The organism is Sphingobium phenoxybenzoativorans (assembly GCF_001757355.1).
GTDB classification, from domain to species: Bacteria; Pseudomonadota; Alphaproteobacteria; order Sphingomonadales; family Sphingomonadaceae; genus Sphingobium; species Sphingobium phenoxybenzoativorans.
Genome location: NZ_MINO01000023.1, coordinates 39,552 through 57,322, shown reverse-complemented (window position 1 = coordinate 57,322; position 17,771 = coordinate 39,552). Strand labels below are relative to the sequence as shown.

At 63.2% G+C, this 17,771-nt stretch carries 15 protein-coding genes and 2 pseudogenes; 13 read left to right on the top strand and 4 right to left on the bottom strand.

Annotated elements, in window-relative coordinates; genetic code table 11:
* Positions 1 to 73: 73 nt before the first annotated feature.
* Positions 74 to 397, top strand: a pseudogene (locus BHQ40_RS26710) (IS5 family transposase); the annotation flags it as partial.
* Positions 398 to 654: 257 nt separating this feature from the next.
* On the opposite strand, the gene BHQ40_RS12745 reads toward BHQ40_RS26710, so the two are convergent.
* Positions 655 to 1,680 (bottom strand): IS110 family RNA-guided transposase, encoded by a 1,026-nt coding sequence (locus BHQ40_RS12745; protein ID WP_070156256.1) that lies wholly within the window; start codon positions 1,678 to 1,680, stop codon positions 655 to 657.
* Between the two features lie 74 nt (positions 1,681 to 1,754).
* Here BHQ40_RS12745 and BHQ40_RS12740 point away from each other — a divergent pair.
* From BHQ40_RS12740 to BHQ40_RS12705, 8 genes and pseudogenes are all read left to right on the top strand, one after another.
* Positions 1,755 to 2,207, top strand: a pseudogene (locus BHQ40_RS12740) (IS5 family transposase); the annotation flags it as partial.
* 167 nt (positions 2,208 to 2,374) lie between these two features.
* Positions 2,375 to 4,363, top strand: a complete 1,989-nt coding sequence (locus BHQ40_RS12735) for a ParB/RepB/Spo0J family partition protein (protein ID WP_070156254.1) — start codon at positions 2,375 to 2,377, stop codon at positions 4,361 to 4,363.
* A 167-nt stretch (positions 4,364 to 4,530) separates the two neighbouring features.
* Positions 4,531 to 5,472 (top strand): ArdC family protein, encoded by a 942-nt coding sequence (locus BHQ40_RS12730; RefSeq protein WP_070156253.1) that lies wholly within the window; start codon positions 4,531 to 4,533, stop codon positions 5,470 to 5,472.
* An 11-nt stretch (positions 5,473 to 5,483) separates the two neighbouring features.
* Entirely contained in the window at positions 5,484 to 5,906 is a 423-nt protein-coding gene (locus tag BHQ40_RS12725) for a hypothetical protein (RefSeq protein ID WP_070156252.1), read from the top strand.
* A gap of 301 nt (positions 5,907 to 6,207) precedes the next feature.
* Positions 6,208 to 7,161, top strand: a complete 954-nt coding sequence (locus tag BHQ40_RS12720) for a DUF2493 domain-containing protein (RefSeq protein WP_070156251.1) — start codon at positions 6,208 to 6,210, stop codon at positions 7,159 to 7,161.
* Between the two features lie 122 nt (positions 7,162 to 7,283).
* A complete protein-coding gene (locus tag BHQ40_RS12715) occupies positions 7,284 to 7,745 on the top strand; it encodes a DUF6878 family protein (protein ID WP_070156250.1) in 462 nt (153 codons plus the stop codon).
* A 10-nt stretch (positions 7,746 to 7,755) separates the two neighbouring features.
* Positions 7,756 to 8,181: a DUF6915 family protein gene (locus tag BHQ40_RS12710; protein WP_253183350.1), complete on the top strand. Its 426-nt coding sequence runs from the start codon at positions 7,756 to 7,758 to the stop codon at positions 8,179 to 8,181.
* Positions 8,182 to 8,489: 308 nt separating this feature from the next.
* A complete protein-coding gene (locus tag BHQ40_RS12705) occupies positions 8,490 to 8,879 on the top strand; it encodes a single-stranded DNA-binding protein (RefSeq protein ID WP_007688363.1) in 390 nt (129 codons plus the stop codon).
* A gap of 114 nt (positions 8,880 to 8,993) precedes the next feature.
* On the opposite strand, the gene BHQ40_RS12700 is transcribed toward BHQ40_RS12705, so the two are convergent.
* Positions 8,994 to 9,221: a DUF6437 family protein gene (locus tag BHQ40_RS12700; protein WP_070156249.1), complete on the bottom strand. Its 228-nt coding sequence runs from the start codon at positions 9,219 to 9,221 to the stop codon at positions 8,994 to 8,996.
* A gap of 346 nt (positions 9,222 to 9,567) precedes the next feature.
* On the opposite strand from BHQ40_RS12700, the gene BHQ40_RS12695 reads away from it, so the two are divergent.
* On the top strand, positions 9,568 to 9,789 hold the full coding sequence (locus BHQ40_RS12695) for a hypothetical protein (RefSeq protein WP_070156248.1): 222 nt from the start codon (positions 9,568 to 9,570) through the stop codon (positions 9,787 to 9,789).
* Positions 9,790 to 10,234: 445 nt separating this feature from the next.
* Here BHQ40_RS12695 and BHQ40_RS26185 read toward each other — a convergent pair whose 3' ends face one another.
* Positions 10,235 to 10,477, bottom strand: a complete 243-nt coding sequence (locus BHQ40_RS26185) for a hypothetical protein (RefSeq protein WP_070156247.1) — start codon at positions 10,475 to 10,477, stop codon at positions 10,235 to 10,237.
* A 94-nt stretch (positions 10,478 to 10,571) separates the two neighbouring features.
* Here BHQ40_RS26185 and BHQ40_RS12685 point away from each other — a divergent pair, with 94 nt between their 5' ends.
* The 3 genes from BHQ40_RS12685 to BHQ40_RS12675 all read left to right on the top strand — a co-directional run bounded on the left by BHQ40_RS12685 (position 10,572) and on the right by BHQ40_RS12675 (position 16,844).
* Positions 10,572 to 12,902 (top strand): type IV secretion system DNA-binding domain-containing protein, encoded by a 2,331-nt coding sequence (locus BHQ40_RS12685; protein WP_070156246.1) that lies wholly within the window; start codon positions 10,572 to 10,574, stop codon positions 12,900 to 12,902.
* A 44-nt stretch (positions 12,903 to 12,946) separates the two neighbouring features.
* Positions 12,947 to 15,856, top strand: a complete 2,910-nt coding sequence (gene mobF / locus BHQ40_RS12680; RefSeq protein WP_070156245.1) for a MobF family relaxase — start codon at positions 12,947 to 12,949, stop codon at positions 15,854 to 15,856.
* Between the two features lie 79 nt (positions 15,857 to 15,935).
* Complete coding sequence (locus tag BHQ40_RS12675) at positions 15,936 to 16,844, top strand: HNH endonuclease (RefSeq protein WP_070156244.1); 909 nt, start codon at positions 15,936 to 15,938, stop codon at positions 16,842 to 16,844.
* Between the two features lie 10 nt (positions 16,845 to 16,854).
* Here BHQ40_RS12675 and BHQ40_RS12670 read toward each other — a convergent pair whose 3' ends face one another.
* Positions 16,855 to 17,490 (bottom strand): S24 family peptidase, encoded by a 636-nt coding sequence (locus BHQ40_RS12670; protein WP_070156243.1) that lies wholly within the window; start codon positions 17,488 to 17,490, stop codon positions 16,855 to 16,857.
* Positions 17,491 to 17,771: the final 281 nt, after the last annotated feature.

The window sequence follows — 17,771 nt, the reverse complement described above, 5'->3', positions numbered from 1 at the left end:
CTAGGTCGTGTTGACAAAAGGGATTCCCAAACGGGTGGGGTTCTGATTCAAGGCTGCTCTTTGGGGAGTAGTCATGGGCCGTGGGGATTTGTCGGACGCGGAATGGGAACTGATCGGGACGCTTCTGCCATCTGAGCGCGGGCGCTGGGCGCGGCCAGCGGGCGATAACCGACGGTTTCTCAATGGGATGCTTCATGTACTGCGGGTGGGTTGCCCCTGGCGTGACATGCACGAGCGCTACGGCAAGTGGAACTCAGTCTATGTCCGGTTCCGGCGCTGGGCGGAGCAAGGCGTCTGGGATGCGCTACTGCAAACGCTGGTCGATCTGGGACTGACCGACGACTGGCAGCACATGATCGACAGCACCACCGTTCGCGGCCATGTCTCGGCAGCGGGCGGAAACGTATGGCTCGCCCCGTCGGCAAGCGGTTTGTGTCTGATGATCTGGTCAGTCTGCGAAAACGTATCCGGCCTTTCAGCATGGTGCCGTTGGCCAAGATGGAGATCCGCGCGTCCTGGTCCTCATAAAGGGGCCGGCATCGAGTGCCATTTTACGCCGTAGGGTTCCGGGACACCGGTCGACTGTCAGGCCATCTATCACTCACCTCCCGCAGACATCATCCGGCCGGTGCACGCCGCATCAGCCGATCTCGCTCACGCCGCTTGCGCGATTGGTTCGTAGGTGCGTTCGTGACGCAGCAGCGCCCAGACGATGCGCGCCATCTTGGCCGCCAGCGCCACGACGACGGTGTTGGGGTGGGAGCGCGAGAGCAAGCCCCGCAGCCAGGCGCCGAGCCGCGTATCGCTCTTGCTCATCGTCGGCAGCGACGATCGGGCGCCCTGGATCAGGTTCTTGCGCAGATAGCGGCTCCCGCGCTTGGTGATACCGAGCAGCCGCGGCTTGCCCCCGGTGGTCGCCTGCCGCGGTACCAACCCCAGCCAGGCGGCAAGATCCCGACCACGGCCGAAAGTTCTGGCGTCTCCGACTGCTGCCACCAGCGCGGTCGCGTTGAGTGCACCAATACCGGGAATCGTCAGCAGCCGCCGCATGCGCTCATCCGAACGAGCAGCCTCGGTGAACTCGGCATCGAGATCTGCAATTCGCTTATCGAGAGCAATCCAGCGCAGACGCATATCGCTGACGAGCCGGTGAATGCGAGGACCGAGCACTGGCTCATCGCCTTCCAGCATCTCACCAAGGCGGACGGCAAGCTTTGCGCGCCCTTGCGGAACGATATAGCCGCGTTCGAGGAGAAGACTTCTGATCTGGTTCATCAGCGAGGTACGGTCACCGACGAGCTGATCACGAATGCGGTGCAACGTCTGCATGTCTAGTTGCTCCTCGCTCTTCAGCTCCACAAAGCGCATCGTCGGGCGTGTCGCCGCTTCCGCGATCGCCTCGGCATCGCGATCGTCGTTCTTCTGCGCCTTGACGTAAGGACGGACATATTCCGGCGACATCAACCGCACTGCATGGCCCTGTCGTGCCAGCGCCCGGCCCATGTGATGAGCGCCGCAGCAAGCTTCCATCGCCATGACGCAGGCCGGCAGGCTCGCCGCATAGGTGATGACTGTCTCGCGCCGCATCCGTCGTCGCACAACGACCTTGCCCGTCGCATCCAGCCCGACCACGCTGCAGCTGTTCTTGCCCAGATCAATCCCGAGAACCGATATGTCCATGACCCTTGCTCCTTTCGCAAACGGCCTGCTGCCGTAAGGCAACAACGCTCAGTTAAGGGGCGAGCCATCCATAAAGGGGGGCTGCCGCGCAGGCTTTTGGTCGATCACGCGGCGGCTTTACGAGCAAGGTCCACGCCCGCTGTGACAATCAGGGACTGCCTGTCGGCTTCATCCTGACCGGCGGCGAGGCATCGGACTATAACGCCGCCGAACCCCTCATGGCCCTGCCATTGCCCAAGCCCAAGGCACTGCTCGCCGATAAAGGCTATGACGGCGACAGGTTCCGGGAGAGCCTGCTCATGCGCGGCATTCTGCCGATCATCCCGCCACGCTCCAACCGCAAGAACCCAGATCATCCAGACTATCGGCGCTACCGGGACCGCAATCGTGTCGAACGCATGTTCGGCAAACTCAAGCAACAGCGCCGCATCGCCACCCGCTACGACAAGACCGTCCTGTCGTTCGAGAGCTTCCTCAACCTTGCCGCTGCGCGCCTATGGCTGAAGTCTTTTGTCAACGCAGCCTAGCCTAAAAGGAGCCCAACCGGATCGCCCGCAACCATAGCCATTCGTCATTGCCCGTGGCTATCGGAAGATTTGCTGCGAAAGCACAAGAGTGGAGCGGGCTTTGCCCTGATTGAGCCATTTGGGCGTCGATGGTCGATGCGCCGGGCTCACAATCAGGAGTGTGTCCCATGATCAAGTCGATCCCGCTGAACAAACTCGTTCAGTCCCCCCGCAATGTCCGCCGTCACAGTGATCCAGCTGCCGATGCCGAGCTCAAAGCCAGCATCGCAGCCCATGGACTATTGCAGAATCTCATTGTCCGGCCCGGCGCCAAGGGCAAGTTTGAAGTCGAAGCTGGCGAGCGCCGCCGCCGCGCGATGCTGGCGCTCGCGGACGGAAAGCTCCTCGCCCGCGATCACGAAGTCACGTGCCTCGTGCTCGAAGACAGTGCCGAAGCTGCAGTCGAGACCAGCCTCGCGGAGAACTTCCACCGCCTCGCCATGAACCCGGCCGACGAAGCCCAGGCCTTTGCCGCGCTCGTGGCAGGCGGTGCGACGGTCGAAGATGTCGCGCGCCGCTTCGGTCTGACCGTCCGCTTTGTCGAGGGCCGCCTGCGTCTCGCGACGCTTGCGCCCGTCGTGTTCGAGGCACTAGCCTCCGGCCAAATCACCCTCGACATCGCCAAAGCCTTCGGCGCGACCTCAGACCAGGACATCCAGGCCCGGGTGTTCGAGCAGCTTTCCTCGGCCTACTATGCGCCCAATCCCGACAGCATCCGGCGCATGGTCCTCTCCGGCACAGTCCGGGGCAGCGATCCACGAGCGCGCCTTGTCGGCCGCGATGCCTACATTGCCGCCGGCGGCCGGATCGAACGCGAGCTGTTCGACAACGACGACAGCGAATCCTGGGTCGATGTTGCGCTGCTCGAAAGCCTCGCCGCGACAAAGATGGAAGAGCAGGCCAAGGCCCTCGCTGCCGAGCAAGGGCTCGCCTGGGTCAAGCCCACGCTCGATCCATATGCCAGCCACGATCTGGTCGAAGGGCTGGTCCGGCTTCCTGCCGAACCGGCGCCATTGACCGAAGCGGAAGTGGCAAGGCTCGACGAACTCGATGCCTCCTATGACGAGCACGCGGCAATCCTTGAAGACGAGGACAGTGCCGAAGAGGCTGTGGCAGCGGCCGAGGCGGCCATCGATGCCATCGAACGCGAATGCCAGGAAATCCGAGCTCGCCCGCCTGTCATCGCGGCTGACCTCAAGGCCGAAGCAGGGATGATCCTGGTGCTATCGCGCGATGGCACGCCGGTTCTCCAGCCGGTGTTCTACGGCGAGCGTCAGGCTGAACCCACCGAAGCCGACGACGGGATCGAAGTCGTTGCAGGCGAAAAAGGTTCGGACAGGCGCCGGACCACCTTGTCGAAACGTCTGGTCGACGAACTCGCGATGCAGCGCCGCGATGTTCTGGCACTTCACGTTGCATCCGATCCCGGGCTGGCGCTCGACATCATGGTCTTCACCCTCGCCGATGCCGATACCAACGACTGGCGGTCGCGCTCTTCGACCACGCTGCGCGCGCCTGTTCCAGCAGGCCCGATCATCGGATTCGAAGCCAAGGATGCGCCGGCGAGCAGCGCGCTTGCCGAGCTCAGGTCTGGTCTCGACGAAAGCTGGCGCGCCGGGCCTGATGCAACGTCCCGCTTCGATCTGTTTCGGGCGCTGCCCGATGAAAGCCGAGCCCCATGGCTGGGCTATGTCGTAGCCCGGTCGCTCGAGGCAAGCCTCAACATGACGGGCGAGCGTCAGCTGCCATTCCAGGATCACCTCGGCAGCCTGATCGGCATCGACATGGCGCAGTGGTGGCGCCCGACAGCGGCCAATTACTTCGATCGGGTGTCGAAGCAGGTGATCCTCGATGCGCTGACCGATGTCGGCGGTCTCGAACTCTCCTCGCGCTTTGCCTCGGTCAAGAAGGGCGACCTCGCGCTGAGCGCCGAACGCGTCTTTGCGGGCACCTACATCACTGAGGTCGAGGTTCGCGAGAAGGCGCTCGCCTGGGTGCCTGAGGTCATGCGCTTCTCCTCCGCTGCGCCGGACGCTGGCGAAGCTGAGATCGACTCCGCTGGAGCGGAGCAGGGCGGTGACGACGAACATCAGTCTCCCCGCGAGCTGGCCGCCTGACCTCCTCCTGACAGGCTAGGTCACTCGCAACTCGAGAAGCGGTCCTTCGGCTTATGCCGGAGGGCCGCTTCTCTTTTGGAGGCAGAGCAGAGGGGGCTCGGGAACCTGTGGCACTGACCGGCGAACCCCTCGCCGATTGTCCGGATGCCTCAATCAGGAGAACAATCGTGGCCTATCGCAAGGGGCAGGGCGGCGGCTTGTCGCCCGCCACCCGCATCACCCAGGAAATCATCGCCCGTCTGGAAGCAGGCACGAAGCCGTGGATCAAGCCATGGCGCGGTGTCCCGGTCTCCCGGCCCCTGCGGGCCTGCGGAATTCCGTACCGCGGTATGAACGTATTCTGGCTGTGGATGGTCGCCGACATGTGCGGCTACGCTTCGCCGTTCTGGATGACGTACAACCAAGCCAAGTCTCTTGGCGCTCAGGTCCGCAAGGGCGAGAAGTCGACCATCGCGATCTTCTACAAGAGCTACACCAAAGAGGTGGAAGCCCCCGATACCGGCGAAAAGACCGACGAGGCCCGCCGGGTGCTCAAAGCCTATCCAGTCTTCAATGCCGATCAGGTCGAAGGTCTGCCCGAGCGCTTTCATCCGGCCGCGACGTTGGAACTGGTCGAGCCTGAAGGGCGCGCGTCCGACCTCGACGCCTTCTTCGCTGCCATCCCCGTCAATTTGCGTCACCAGGGCTGCGAAGCCTATTACGAACCTACCGCCGATCGCGTCACGATGCCGCCGACGAGCCTGTTTTCCGGCTTTGACCACTACTATGCCACGCTCGCCCACGAGCTGTCGCACTGGACCGGCCATGTCAGCCGCCTGGGACGCGACCTCAAGAACCGCTTCGGCACGGCGGCCTATGCCGCCGAAGAACTGGTAGCCGAACTATCGAGCGCCATGCTCGGCGCTGAGCTGGGCCTGCCCGTCACACATCTCGACAGCCACGCGAGCTACATCGAGCATTGGCTCAAGCTTCTGAAGGATGACGATCGCGCCATCCTGACCGCTGCCGCCAAGGCTGAGGAGGCGTCGACCCTGCTGCTGAAGCTTGGCGGAAGGGTCATGCCCGAACAGTTTGACGACGCGTCAGACGACGCGGCGCTTGCGGCCTGAGGGAGGATGCCATGGGCCGATCAGTCAGCTATCCCAGCGGCGCAATCGTCGCCTTCACAGTGCTTGAGGTCGAAGCCGAGGACGACTGGGAATTCGAATACGATTGGCTGCGCGACGACCTGCGCGAGCGGGCCGGCCGAGCCTTCCTGTCGCTGATCCCGCATGACGGCTGGCGCGGCCGGGAGGACCGGATCCTCATGCGCAATGCCTATGCGGATTTCGGCGTATCGGTCTATGGCGGGCTGGTTGCCGTCTGGATCGTCGAACGCGATGATGGGGCCTATTGGGACGCCGATTGGCGCACGGCCCGCTCACCGCGGGCACAGCGCTGGCTGTCCCAGATCGCATCCCGTTTCGATGCCTTGTTTGGCGACTACGATTGCCTCGGGCACATGTCGAACGGCGAGGGAGTATACACCAAGCGCGCAGCTTGAGGCCTGCGAGTTGGATCGTCGCGGCGCTGGGTTGCCATCCCTGACTGAGCTTTGCCCGCCACTCATGGTCTGTCGCCATGCGAGAGAGGCCCTGGGCCAGCCGCCAGTCTTGCGCAACCCGGCTTGGGCGGGCCCGTGTTGTCCTTGGCCCTTCGGGCTCAAGGCCTGCCCGCGCCAGCCCGCCAAGCCGGGTTTCCCCTGACGGGTGCGCAAATCCTGCCTGAAGCTGGCCCTGACGGGCTCTCGCTGGCGCAGCCAAGAACGGGTGCGTCGGCCTCACGCCAGTCAGGAGGACTTCCCCATGCACACGTCATTTGCCGATCAACTCGCCGGGCTCGATCTCGCCGGCTTCTCAATTGGACCTGCACCCCTATCGACCAGCGATTTCCCGGTCCGCGAAGCGGTCGTCCAAACCCTCGCAGCGGTGTGGTCCGATCTTTTCGCGATGCTGTCCGGAACCGCTCTTGAAGCCGATGCCGAGGATCTTGGCTGGGCCTTCGTCAACATCTTTCACCGCTCGGCGGAACGCAAATCGACTTCCCTCGACCGGGCGACCGACGAGGTCCGCGCGCTGATTGCTACGGCCGATGGCTCCGAGGTTCACACACATGAACTCGAGACCCAGGTCGAGCGGGCGCAATGCGCCGAGAGCGCGATGCTGGCGCTTGAAGAGATGCGCGAGGTCGCCGCAGCCCTGTACCTCAACGAGTTCGGCTCCTCCTGGAAGCCGGTCTCCAGTTCGCGCTTCAATCACAGTGCCATGCTGACTTCCGCACTCGTCGAAGGGCGCGACTTTCTGCGTGCCCGCGCCGAAGCCAAACGCCGTGCAGCGGTGCCCGAAGGAACCCCGGTCGTGTTCGCCGGAGGGCGTACCCGTCATGCTACCGAAGACGATGCGCTGACCTTCGGCAACAATGTCTGGGCTACGCTCGACAAGGTCCGCGACCGCGTGCCGGACATGGTGCTCATTCACGGCGGCGACACCAAGGGCGTCGACCGTCTGGCATCGAGCTGGGCTGAACGTCGAGGCATCCCGCAGGTGACGTTCTCGCTCGATATGCGGCTGGGCGCCCGTGCTGGCTTCAAGCGCAACGAGCGGATGCTCTCCCTCGATCCGCGCTACGTTATCGCCTTTCCGGGCAATGGCGTGCTCGAGCGGCTCGTCATCGATGCCAAGGCTCGGCGGATCACCGTCGTAGATCGCCGCGGGCCCCTCGGCACCAATCCGAAGAACACTTCGGCTAGGAACGACTGAGACCCTGTCGGTCTTCGCGCCAGCGCCGGATCGGCGCTGGCGTCGTCCGTCAGAGGAAAGGGGCGCGCCTGTCGTTTGGAGCCAGCGAATGGTCGTTGGTTCCGTGCCACAGGAGGCGTTCCATGATCGATATCGAGGCCGTGATGGCCGACTTTGCTGTTCGCCAAGCCGAGCGGCAAATGCAGGTTGCAGAAGAGATTCAGCAGTTCAAGACCGTCATTCTCCAGCGCTTGCAGGAAGCCGGCATCGCCCGCGTCGAGATCCGCTTTGACGGTTGCAGCGACAGCGGTGCCGTCGAGGAATGTGTCTGCCTCGATGCAGCCGGTGCGGCGATCGAGTGCCCTGATGTTAAGCTGCCGGAAGGCGAAGCACATCCGGCCGATGGTTCAGGTTCCGAGCAGCTGCAGTCGCTTGGGCAAGCTCTCGAGCAGCTAACCTATCTGGCGCTCGAACGTCATCATCCTGGCTGGGAGATCAACGACGGTGCCTGCGGCGAACTGGTGATCGATGTGGCTGAAGCAACCTTCGTGCTCGACTGCAGCCTGCGCTTCACCGCGACCGATGATCACTCGACCGAGCTCTAGGAGACCTGGCATGGCTCACTGCTACTACCACGCCCTCTCGTCGGTCCGGAAATGGGGCGGTACCGTCGATGACTATCTCCCGCTGCATCAGTGGTTCGACGAGTCCAAGGCAATCCTGGCAGACCCCCGGCATCGCGCGCTGCGGCACCATGCCGAGGGGATATTCATGCTGGAGGCGATCTTCGGCGAGACCCTCGTCAATGCTGATGGCCGGACGGTTCCGGTGCGCCTGGTCGGCGAGCAGCACGTGCGCGAAGACCTGGACTGGATCCCCTCCTTTGCGGACTGGGCGCGCCTGATCACGCTGCAGGCCTGGATGCTGCGAGGCAACCCTCTGGACGGCGCTGAAGGGGTGACGATCGATATGCCTGCCCCCGGGGCGAAGCAGCTGGGTCCAGGAGCACGCCATCTGCCGGAGGCACGGTCAGTACCGTGATCTAGGAAGGTGTTCTCCGGTGGAGAGCTGGCGGGGGAGTGATCCGACCAAGACACGTAGGAAACAAGGCAGGGCAACCCTGATCAAGCATTCCGGCTCCACCCGGCTTCGATACAAACCTGTCCCTGAATCACCCCCCGTCGAGACGCGCAACCCGGATCAGGTCCGGCCGAGTTGCCGGGCTGTGCCCGGCTGCCCGCACCACCCGGACCAGTTCCGGGTTCCCCTCCGGTGCGCTTCGCCGCGGGGCGCTTCTGCTCGGGTTTGCAGCCGGGATGGACCCGGAATGCTCGATCAGGAGAAAGCCCATGACCAATCTCGTTATTCTCGTTGGCCGCATCGCTCGCGACCCCGAGACCCGCACCACCCAGGGTGGAACCAGCATCACCTCGATCTCGGTCGTGACCGACCGTCCCGCCCGCAAGGATGGCAAGACCTACAAGGACGAAAACGGCTACACCGCCAAGGACAGCGAATTCCACCGGATCACCTGCTTCAACGGCCTCGGCCAGAACGTCGCCAAGTATTGCACCAAGGGCCAACTCGTGACGGTCGAAGGGCGCATCCACTACACCCAGTGGGAGGATCAGAGCGGCACCAAGCGCTACGGTTGCGAGATCATCGCCGACAAGGTCGACTTCCTCACCAAGGGTCGCTCTGGCAGCAACGAGGGCGCGCCGGACATCGACGAGGACTGAATGGCCTCACCCTGCAACAAGGCCCCGGTGGCAGACGCCATCGGGGCCTTTTCTTTTGTACGCCGGCGATGCGGCGGCGCGGGGCATCGAACCCCTTGCCGCCGCTGGTTGGGGCTACGCAGGGGCGATCCGCTTCAGCGTTTCCTCGATCCCGAGCGCCATTGATGCGCGGACAATCTGGCGCAGCTGGGCCGGTTCGATTGTCTCGGCGCCGCACTCGATCAGAATGTGGCCGAGGACAGTCGCAGCCTCGTCGCGAAGCTTTGCTTCCTTGGCCGCCAGTTCGTCGCGCTGTTCCCGGAGCTTCTTCAAGGCATCGACCGGATTGTTCTTGCGGGGCATGTCAGTCCTTTCCGCCCCCTTGTTTTGTGGTCCCTCGATAGCTCCTTTGCCACCGCGCCCAGGGTGTAGGAAATGAGAAAAGCGGCGCCCGACTACAGCCACCCCCTGCAACCGAGAGGGTAGCGAGGCTGGCTCACGGAATGCCCAGCATGATGTCCGTCCACATGCCGCCTCAAGGACGGCAGGGCCCCACCATTTTGCCGGAGAAGGGATGAATCCCTCCCCCGACAAAATCGTTTCCCCCACCGCCGCTGACGCGGCCGCGCCGACGCGCGGTCCCTGACCCGTCATGCGCACGAACATCGCACTTCCTTCTGTCGTTCGAGACAACCTCAGGAGGATCTTTATGGCTTATTCTGCACCTTGCGCTGCTTCATCCCGCAGCTACTTCGAGGCCCTGGAACTCGCCGAACGCCGGGCACTGCACAGCTACTTCAATCAGCACATCGTGGCAGACGACGAGCTCGGATATATCGCGCTCGATGAAGGCGACTACTGCGCCCTGCCGGCACACCTGGCGACGCGTGTCGTCCACACCATTCACGGGTCGATGCTGGATGAATTCTGACGCCGAAAAGGGTGGGAGCCGAGAGCGGTTCCTGCCCTTTTATTTTGCTCGCCGTTGATTCGATCGCGCTCGGGATCAGTTACGACGAGCGGAGTGCGGGCATCGGCGCCCGCACGCGCTTTGGCTCCGCGCTATCGAGGCCATTCAATCCCTCCAGCATGTCCGGCGAAGTGACCGGATCACCCACTCGCAGCTTGGTAGACTAAGCACACCGTACGCAGTGACACTGCCGGATTTAGTATAGGCATATCAGTGTGATACGCTGAGGTTTCGGGCTGGTGTCAAACCAATTTGAACGTGATGCGTGCCTTGGATTCGCGATTTATGGGCAAATTGAGGCCGCCTAACTCTCTGACATAGCGCCAGTTTATCGCAATTGACGCGCCAATGTTCCTGATTTATTCTCATCGCTGTCTTCCGCAAGATCGAACCAGGTTCGTAAGGGTCAATTGGACCCCAGAACATGGATCGGCATCTCAGTCTTCAGACATACGTACCCCGCCCACTTGCTGACTGGATCAAGGGCAAAGCCCGGGACCAGCAGGTCTCCGTCAGCATCGTCATTCGCGATCAGCTGGTCGATGCCTGGCAGCGTGAAAACGAAGCGCGAAAGCGGCCTGGCGCCCTCGACCCGGTACGGCAAAACCTGTTCATCACGGTAGCCCTCGAAGCGCTCCTGGCCAGCCATACTGATGGCTCGTTGCGGCAGCGAACACACGAGGCCTACAATCGCAGGCTCGCCCGGCTCGGGCTCAGCGCCTCCGCACCCGAGGGAGGCAGTGATGAAGCGTAATCTCCTCAACTTCACGCGCGGCAGCCAGCTCCTCGGCCACTTCGGCTTCATGTTTGCGGCCGGACTCAAAGGGCCGCTCTTGGTGACTTTCATTGTCGCCGCCTGGCTCTCCTATTGGGAGGTGACCACGGCGCTTACCGACCACCAAATCTACCTGGCATGGATGCATCTCTATGCTTCGGGCTACGCCTTCATGGAGTTCGATCCCGGCAAGCTGGTGGAGCTGAAACTGGCCGGTGGCGGCACCCTCCGCCTGCCATTCAATGTCGTTCGCGACTTTCCTCCAATGCGTGAGGCCGTAGCTGCGCTCGGCACCGCCATTCGGCGCGGCATGGGCCTTTCTGCGCTCATCCTCGTCCCTGCCTTTATCGCCTTTTGGTGGTTCGCTGAACGGTTCGGCGGCAAATCAAAGGAGCGCAAGCACGAGCGCGGCGCGATGCTTGTCACCCTTGACGAGCTCGAGGCAGAAATCGACCGGCACAACAGCACAGAACGGGCTCACGAGCTGCAAGCCGCGCTCGGCTGGAAATGGCGGCTGGCAGCCGCTGCAGCGACCGAAGAGGCAGGCTTTTACAGCCCGGCTCATCTCGCCGGCGTGTCCTGGCCATGGCGCCTTGAGCAGAGCCATACGATGCTGATCGGCACAACCGGCACCGGCAAGACCGTGGCCCTGAGCCAGCTCCTCGCCGAGGCCCGGGCGCGTGGGCAACGCGCGGTGGTTTTCGATCTCACCGGAGCGTTCATTGAGGCCTTTTACGACCCCGAGCGCGACATCATCCTGAACCCGCTCGATGCCCGCTGTCCTACCTGGAGCGTGTTCCATGACTGCACCAGCGAGGGCGAATTCCACGCCGCCGCCGAAGCGCTCGTTCCACACGATGGTGGCGGCTCAGAGCAATTCTGGGTGCTCGCAGCCCGCATGCTCTTCGTCGAGATGTGCCTGCATCTCCAGCGCACCGGGCAGGCCACCAACCACGCGCTCGCGACCCGGCTAATGACCGCCGATCTTGCGCAGGTCCACAAGCTCATGCGCGGCACCATGGCCGACCCGCTGACCGCTCCCGAAGCGGCGCGCATGGCGGAGTCGATCCGGGCCGTGTTCAACGCCAATGCCAAGGCGCTCAAGTTGCTGCCCAACAATAGCCCGCGCTTCTCGGTGCGGGACTGGACCCGAGGCATATCCGCTCCGGGATCGATCCTGTTCCTGTCCGCGCGCTACGTCGACATGTCGATCTGTTCGCAGCTGCTCACCTTGTGGCTCGACACCGCGATGAACACGCTGATGACCATGGAGCGCACACCGGATCTCAGAATCTGGTTCCTGGTCGACGAACTGGGAGCATTGCACCGGCTGCCAGCGCTGGAAAAAGGGCTCCAGACCGCACGCAATTTCGGAGGAGCGATCGTCACGGGCGTCCATGCCTTTGCCAAGCTCAAGGAGGTCTACGGCGAGAACATGGCGATGACCTTGTCGTCGCTGGCTCGAAGCAAGCTCATCCTTGCAACCGCGGACCGGGAGACGGCGACCTGGTGTTCCGACTTTATCGGACATCGGCAGGTGCGCGACATGGAGGAAGGGTACAGCTACGGCTACAACAATGCTCGCGACGCCGTCAGCCTGACCCCCCGGCGTCAGATCGAACCACTGCTCCTTCCGGACCAGTTCATGAACCTGCCGCGGCTCTCCGGCTACCTCAAGTTCCCGGACGGATTCCCGGCCGCTCCGGTGACCCTGGTGCCGCGCCGTTTACCCCGGTTGGCAGAAGGGTTCATTGCGCGAGCATCCGAACCTGGCCCCCAGCCGACTGCCCGGGATGAGGGAGCCGCAGCGGGCACCTCTTCGCCTGCATCGCGATCCAAACCCGCCGAAGGTGCGCCGGCCGCGAATGACGATGGTGCCGGCAAGCCGGTCGCTCCCCGGCAGTTGAAGCTCGACCTGAAGGGCGTGAGGCCCACGCCCGACGAGGCAAGCCAGAAGGGCGACGAACAGCCCCGAGCCACGCTTTCCCATGAGGTGCGGGGAGCGCTTGATGAGAGCAAGGGTGAGGCAGCCACCGAAGCCACCGCGGCGGGCGGAACAGCTGCGACACTGCCTCCAGGACCGCTTCTCTCTGGCAGGAGTGAAGCTACCGACGGGGCGCAGCCATCCCCTGATGAGAAGGCACCCATACCAGGAGACAAGCCCGGTTCGGGCGATCTCAAGCCGCAGCCGATCGAGCGGCCGAACGAGCGACAACATCCTCGCGAACGGGCCGAGCGGGACTTGCTCGAAGGCGGCATCGAGAGCGGCGAACAGGACTTCTACGAACCCGATCTTTAAGGGCCGCAAAGCAAGGGGGCACCTTGCTGGAAGGATCTGGATCCATGCTTTCGGTTGCCAATGTCAGGTCAGCCTCCGGCGCGGCCAGCTACTTTGCTGCCGACAACTACTACGCGAGCGCGGACGCCGACCGATCTGGTCAATGGGTGGGATCAGGCGCCGCGGCGCTGGGCCTTTCCGGAGAAGTTGATGCCGCGGTCTTCGACAAGCTCCTCAAAGGTGAACTCCCCGACGGAACCAGGGTCGGCCACGAAAACCAGCACCGTGCCGGGACCGACCTCACTTTCTCGCTACCCAAGAGTTGGTCGGTTCTCGCGCTCGTTGGCGGCGACAAGCGGATTATCGAAGCCTATCGCGAAGCGGTAATCGAGACGCTTCGATGGGCCGAAACGAACGCGGCCGAAACGCGCCTCGTCGAAAACGGGAAGGTGCGCACGGTTCAGACCGGCAACCTCACGGTGGCGCTGTTTCAGCACGATACGAACCGGAACCAGGAGCCCAATCTCCACTTCCATGCCGTAGTCGCGAACGCCACGAAAGGTGCCGATGGCAAATGGCGAACATTGAAGAACGACCGGCTCTGGTCGCTCAACACGCTCCTCAACAGCATGACGATGGCGCGCTTCCGTCTCTCGGTTGAAAAGCTCGGCTATGCGGTAGGGCCCGTTGGTAAGCATGGCAATTTCGAGGCTGCCGGCTTTACACGCGAGCAGGTAATGGCCTTTTCCACGCGGCGCCAGGAAGTGCTCGACGCGCGGCGGGGCCCCGGGCTTGAAGCTGGCAAGATTGCTGCCCTCGACACCCGCAGCGCCAAGCAGGCCGTCGCCGACAGGGGCGCACTTTTGTCGGGCTGGCAAGGCCATGCCCAGGCCGCAGGCCTCGACCTGCCGGCGATGGTTGAACAGGCGCAGACCCTCGCAAATCCAGCATCTCGCACGCCCGCATCCGGCACCAGCCTGATCGAGCGCGGCAAGGCGTGGCTTCGGGACTTTGCCGAGCGAATCAAGGGCAATCCTGCCGATCCGCTAATCCCGGCTCACGTGCTCAAGCAGGACCGCGAAACCGTTGCCGCCGCCCAGGCAACGGCCTCTGCCGTGCGCCACCTCTCGCAGCGCGAAGCAGCCTTTCCGCGTGAGGCGCTGTACAAAGCAGCGCTGGACTTTGGGCTACCCACAACGATCGCGGCCATCGAAACGCGGGTCAATGCGCTGGTCCGTTCGGGCGATCTCGTTCCAGGGTCAGGAGAGCATAAAGGCTGGCTAACCTCCCGCGATGCCCTCGCTAGTGAGCATCGCATTCTCGCTGCGGTCGAAGCCGGGAGGGACGCTGTTGCGCCCCTTCTCCACAGCAATGACGCCGGCGCACGGGTCAAGGCTGTTGCTGCCATCAATCACGGTATCGACCTCAACGCGGGCCAGGAAGGGGCTGCGCGCCTGATCCTGGCATCGACCCACCGCACCATCGCCATCCAGGGTGTAGCAGGTGCCGGTAAGAGCAGTGTCCTGAAGCCCGTGGCGCAGATCCTCGGTGAGGAAGGCAAGGAGATAATCGGGCTCGCGGTTCAGAACACGTTGGTGCAGATGCTAGAGCGCGATACCGGCATCACCTCGATGACTTTGGCTCGGCTGCTCAAGAGCTGGGCGCCACTGCTGGAAGACCCAGGCAATGCCGGTCTTCAGGCTGAAGCGAAGGATGCGCTCTGCGACCGGGTGCTAGTCCTCGACGAAGCGTCGATGGTCTCGAACCACGACAAGGAACGCCTCGTGACACTGGCCAACCTTGCCGGCGTCCGGCGGCTTGTTCTTATTGGCGACACGCGCCAGCTCGGTGCGGTCGATGCGGGCAAACCCTTCGATCTCGTCCAGAAGGCGGGCATCGCGCGCGCAGACATGACAACCAACCTGCGCGGCCGGGACCCGCAGCTGCGTCTCGCCCAGGCCGCTGCTCAATCGGGCGACGTCCATACCGCCCTCGGTCATCTCAAAGGCTCGACGATTGAGGCAACGGGCGACAGCGCGCTGGTCGCTGCCGAGCAATGGTTAGCGCTGGCACCACAGGACCGCGATAGGACCGCGATCTATGCCTCTGGCCGGCTCTTGCGCAGCGCGGTCAATGACGCTGTGCAACGCGGGCTCAAGGCCAATGGCGAGCTCGGCAAGACCCCGCTGGACCTGACCGTGCTCTCGCGGGTCAATGCGACCAGAGAGGAACTCCGATACCTTTCGGCCTACCGCCCAGGCATGGTTCTCGACGTTCGCAGCCCAGACAAGCAGCAGGGTCTCCCGCGCGGGGAATACAAGGTCGAGAGCATCGACGACAAATCTCGCGAGGTCCGGCTCCGCGATGCCAAGGGCAGAATGCGAACTCTTCGCCCGAGCCGCATCCGCCCTGGCGAAAAGGACGATCGGCTCGCGCTGTTCGAGGAGAAGCGCCTTTCGATCCATGACGGCGATCGGATTCGCTGGACCGAGAACGATCATCGGCGGGGCCTGTTCAATGCCGACCAGGCGCGGATTGAAGCGGTCGAGGGCGCGCGGGTCACGCTGGTGACGTCATCCGGCCTGCGCCATGAACTCGAGCGAGGGGACCCGATGCTGAGGCGGCTTGACCTCGCCTACGCGCTCAATGCCCATATGGCCCAGGGTCTCACTTCGGATCGCGGGATTGCGGTGATGGATAGCCGTGAGCGCAACCTTGCCAACCAGCAGACCTTCCTCGTGACCGTGACACGCCTGCGCGATCACCTGACCCTCGTGGTCGACAGTGCGGAAAAGCTTGGGAAGGCTGTGGCCCACAACACCGGCGAAAAGACTTCGGCGTTGGAGGCAACCGAGCGGCTCCGGGAGGCAGCCGCGAAGGGTCTGGCTGCTGGCGCCTCGACCAAGGACGATCATTCGAAGAAGCCGCCCGAACTGACCAAGGAGCGCACCAAGCCCTTCGAGATCGGCATCTGACTTCTTCGCTTTAGAGCCTGGACGGCGGGGCGTTCTCCAGGCAACCTGGTGTCTATCGACTTGGGCTACGGGCAGGACTGTGAAGGGCGTTTTCGAGATCAGCGGCAATTCGCGGTACGACGACGCGATCACCGAGCGGTATCACTTTCCGAGCAATTATCTGTCGGTTGCGCGAGAGCTCGCGAGCGACTGGATTGTTTACCGCGAAACGCGGGTCTCTGGCGGGCGAATGGCCTATATCGCCGCGGCCTTCGTCGAACGCATCGATGCCGATCCGAGCGATCCCAGCCACTTCTACGCACGGGTCCGTGACTATCTCGAGTTCGATCAGCCTGTCCCCTACCGCGACGGCAGCGGCCGGTTTGCCGAGCGGTTTCTGCGCGAGATGGCAAAGCCGGGCGATGCCGGACGGAGCCTGCGCGGCAAGTCGGTCCGCAAGCTAGAGAACGAGGATTTCGTGGCCATCGTCAATGCTGGCCTTGCCGAAACTCTCGATCCCGAAAACCGGATCCGGTTGGAGCTCGATGCCCCACGCATCGATCCGGAGACCAATCTGCTCCTGCACGATCACTTCGCGGAGCGCCGGGTCGAGCAGATGCTCGTCAACCGCAAGATCCGGGACGCAAACTTCCGCAATCACGTTCTCGACGCTTACGACAATATCTGTGCGGTCACCGGGCTCAGGATCGTCAATGGCGGCGGCAAGGCAGAAGCCCAGGCAGCGCACATCTGGTCGGTCGCCGATGGCGGTCCTGACATCATCCAGAACGGGGTAGCCTTGTCAGCAACAGCTCATTGGCTGTTCGACCGCCACCTCATCACCTTCGACGACAACCTCTGCCTGCTCGTGTCACACAACAAGGTGCCGTCCGAGCTTCTGCAGCTGTTTCCGCCGGCCGGTCAGCAAATCCGGTTGCCGCGTGATCGATCACTGCATCCAAGGGCAGACTTCGTGGCCCGCCACCGAGAGCGATTTGCAGGGATCTGATCGCGGCCGATCAGACAGAACGACCGAACCAGATGACCCGACCGACCACATGGATCGACGCGCGCTCAACGTCGGTCCAGGTCGGGTAGGCGGCATTGTCGCTCGAGATCGTGATCTGCCGTCCGCCTGGCTGGATCGTCACACGTTTCACCACCAGCGCATCGTCGACGCGCAGCACATAGATGCCATCACGCAGGCGAGATCCCTGATCCGAGGAGTCGACCAGGACCTCGTCGCCGTCACGCAGCGTGGGCTCCATCGACTCCCCATGGACGTGGATGATTGACAGGCTGGGGCCTTTCGCCCGGGTCAGCTTCCCCAGCCATCGTTCGTCAAAGCCAAACCGGGTGTGGGCCGTCTCGCTTTCCGCGATCGCACCAAAGCCGGCCGAGGCATCGACGTTCAGAATTGGCACTTCGACCAGGCCATCGCGCACCGGAAGCGCTGGCCCACCGAGCACCTGCTCGTCGACCCCGAAAAACTGGGCAAGGATACGCCGGTCCTCGTCATCCAGCTTGCGCGGCGAACCACGCTTGATGAACTGCTGAATATAAGCGGGGTTGCGATTGAGCAGCCGCGAAACCGCGGAATAACCGACGTTTCTCTGCCGGATCAGGCGATCCAGCTCTTCCCTGACATTCTCCATCTGCGTCGCCTTTCAAGGGGCGGTCCAGGTGAGGTGTAGGAATTCATCCTAGACTCGATGGGATCTTCCTAATAAGAACATATCAAGAACACAAGCTTAATCTGATTCGAGGTAGGCCATGAAGCTGCTGGATCGCATCGAACGTCATCTCAAGGACACCCACATGTCGGCTACCCGCTTCGGGCGAAGGGCAGTGGGAGATCCGCGCTTTGTTCTGGACTTGCGATTGGGACGCCGGCCACGGCGGCGGACGCTCGATAGGGTTGAGGAATACCTGAAGG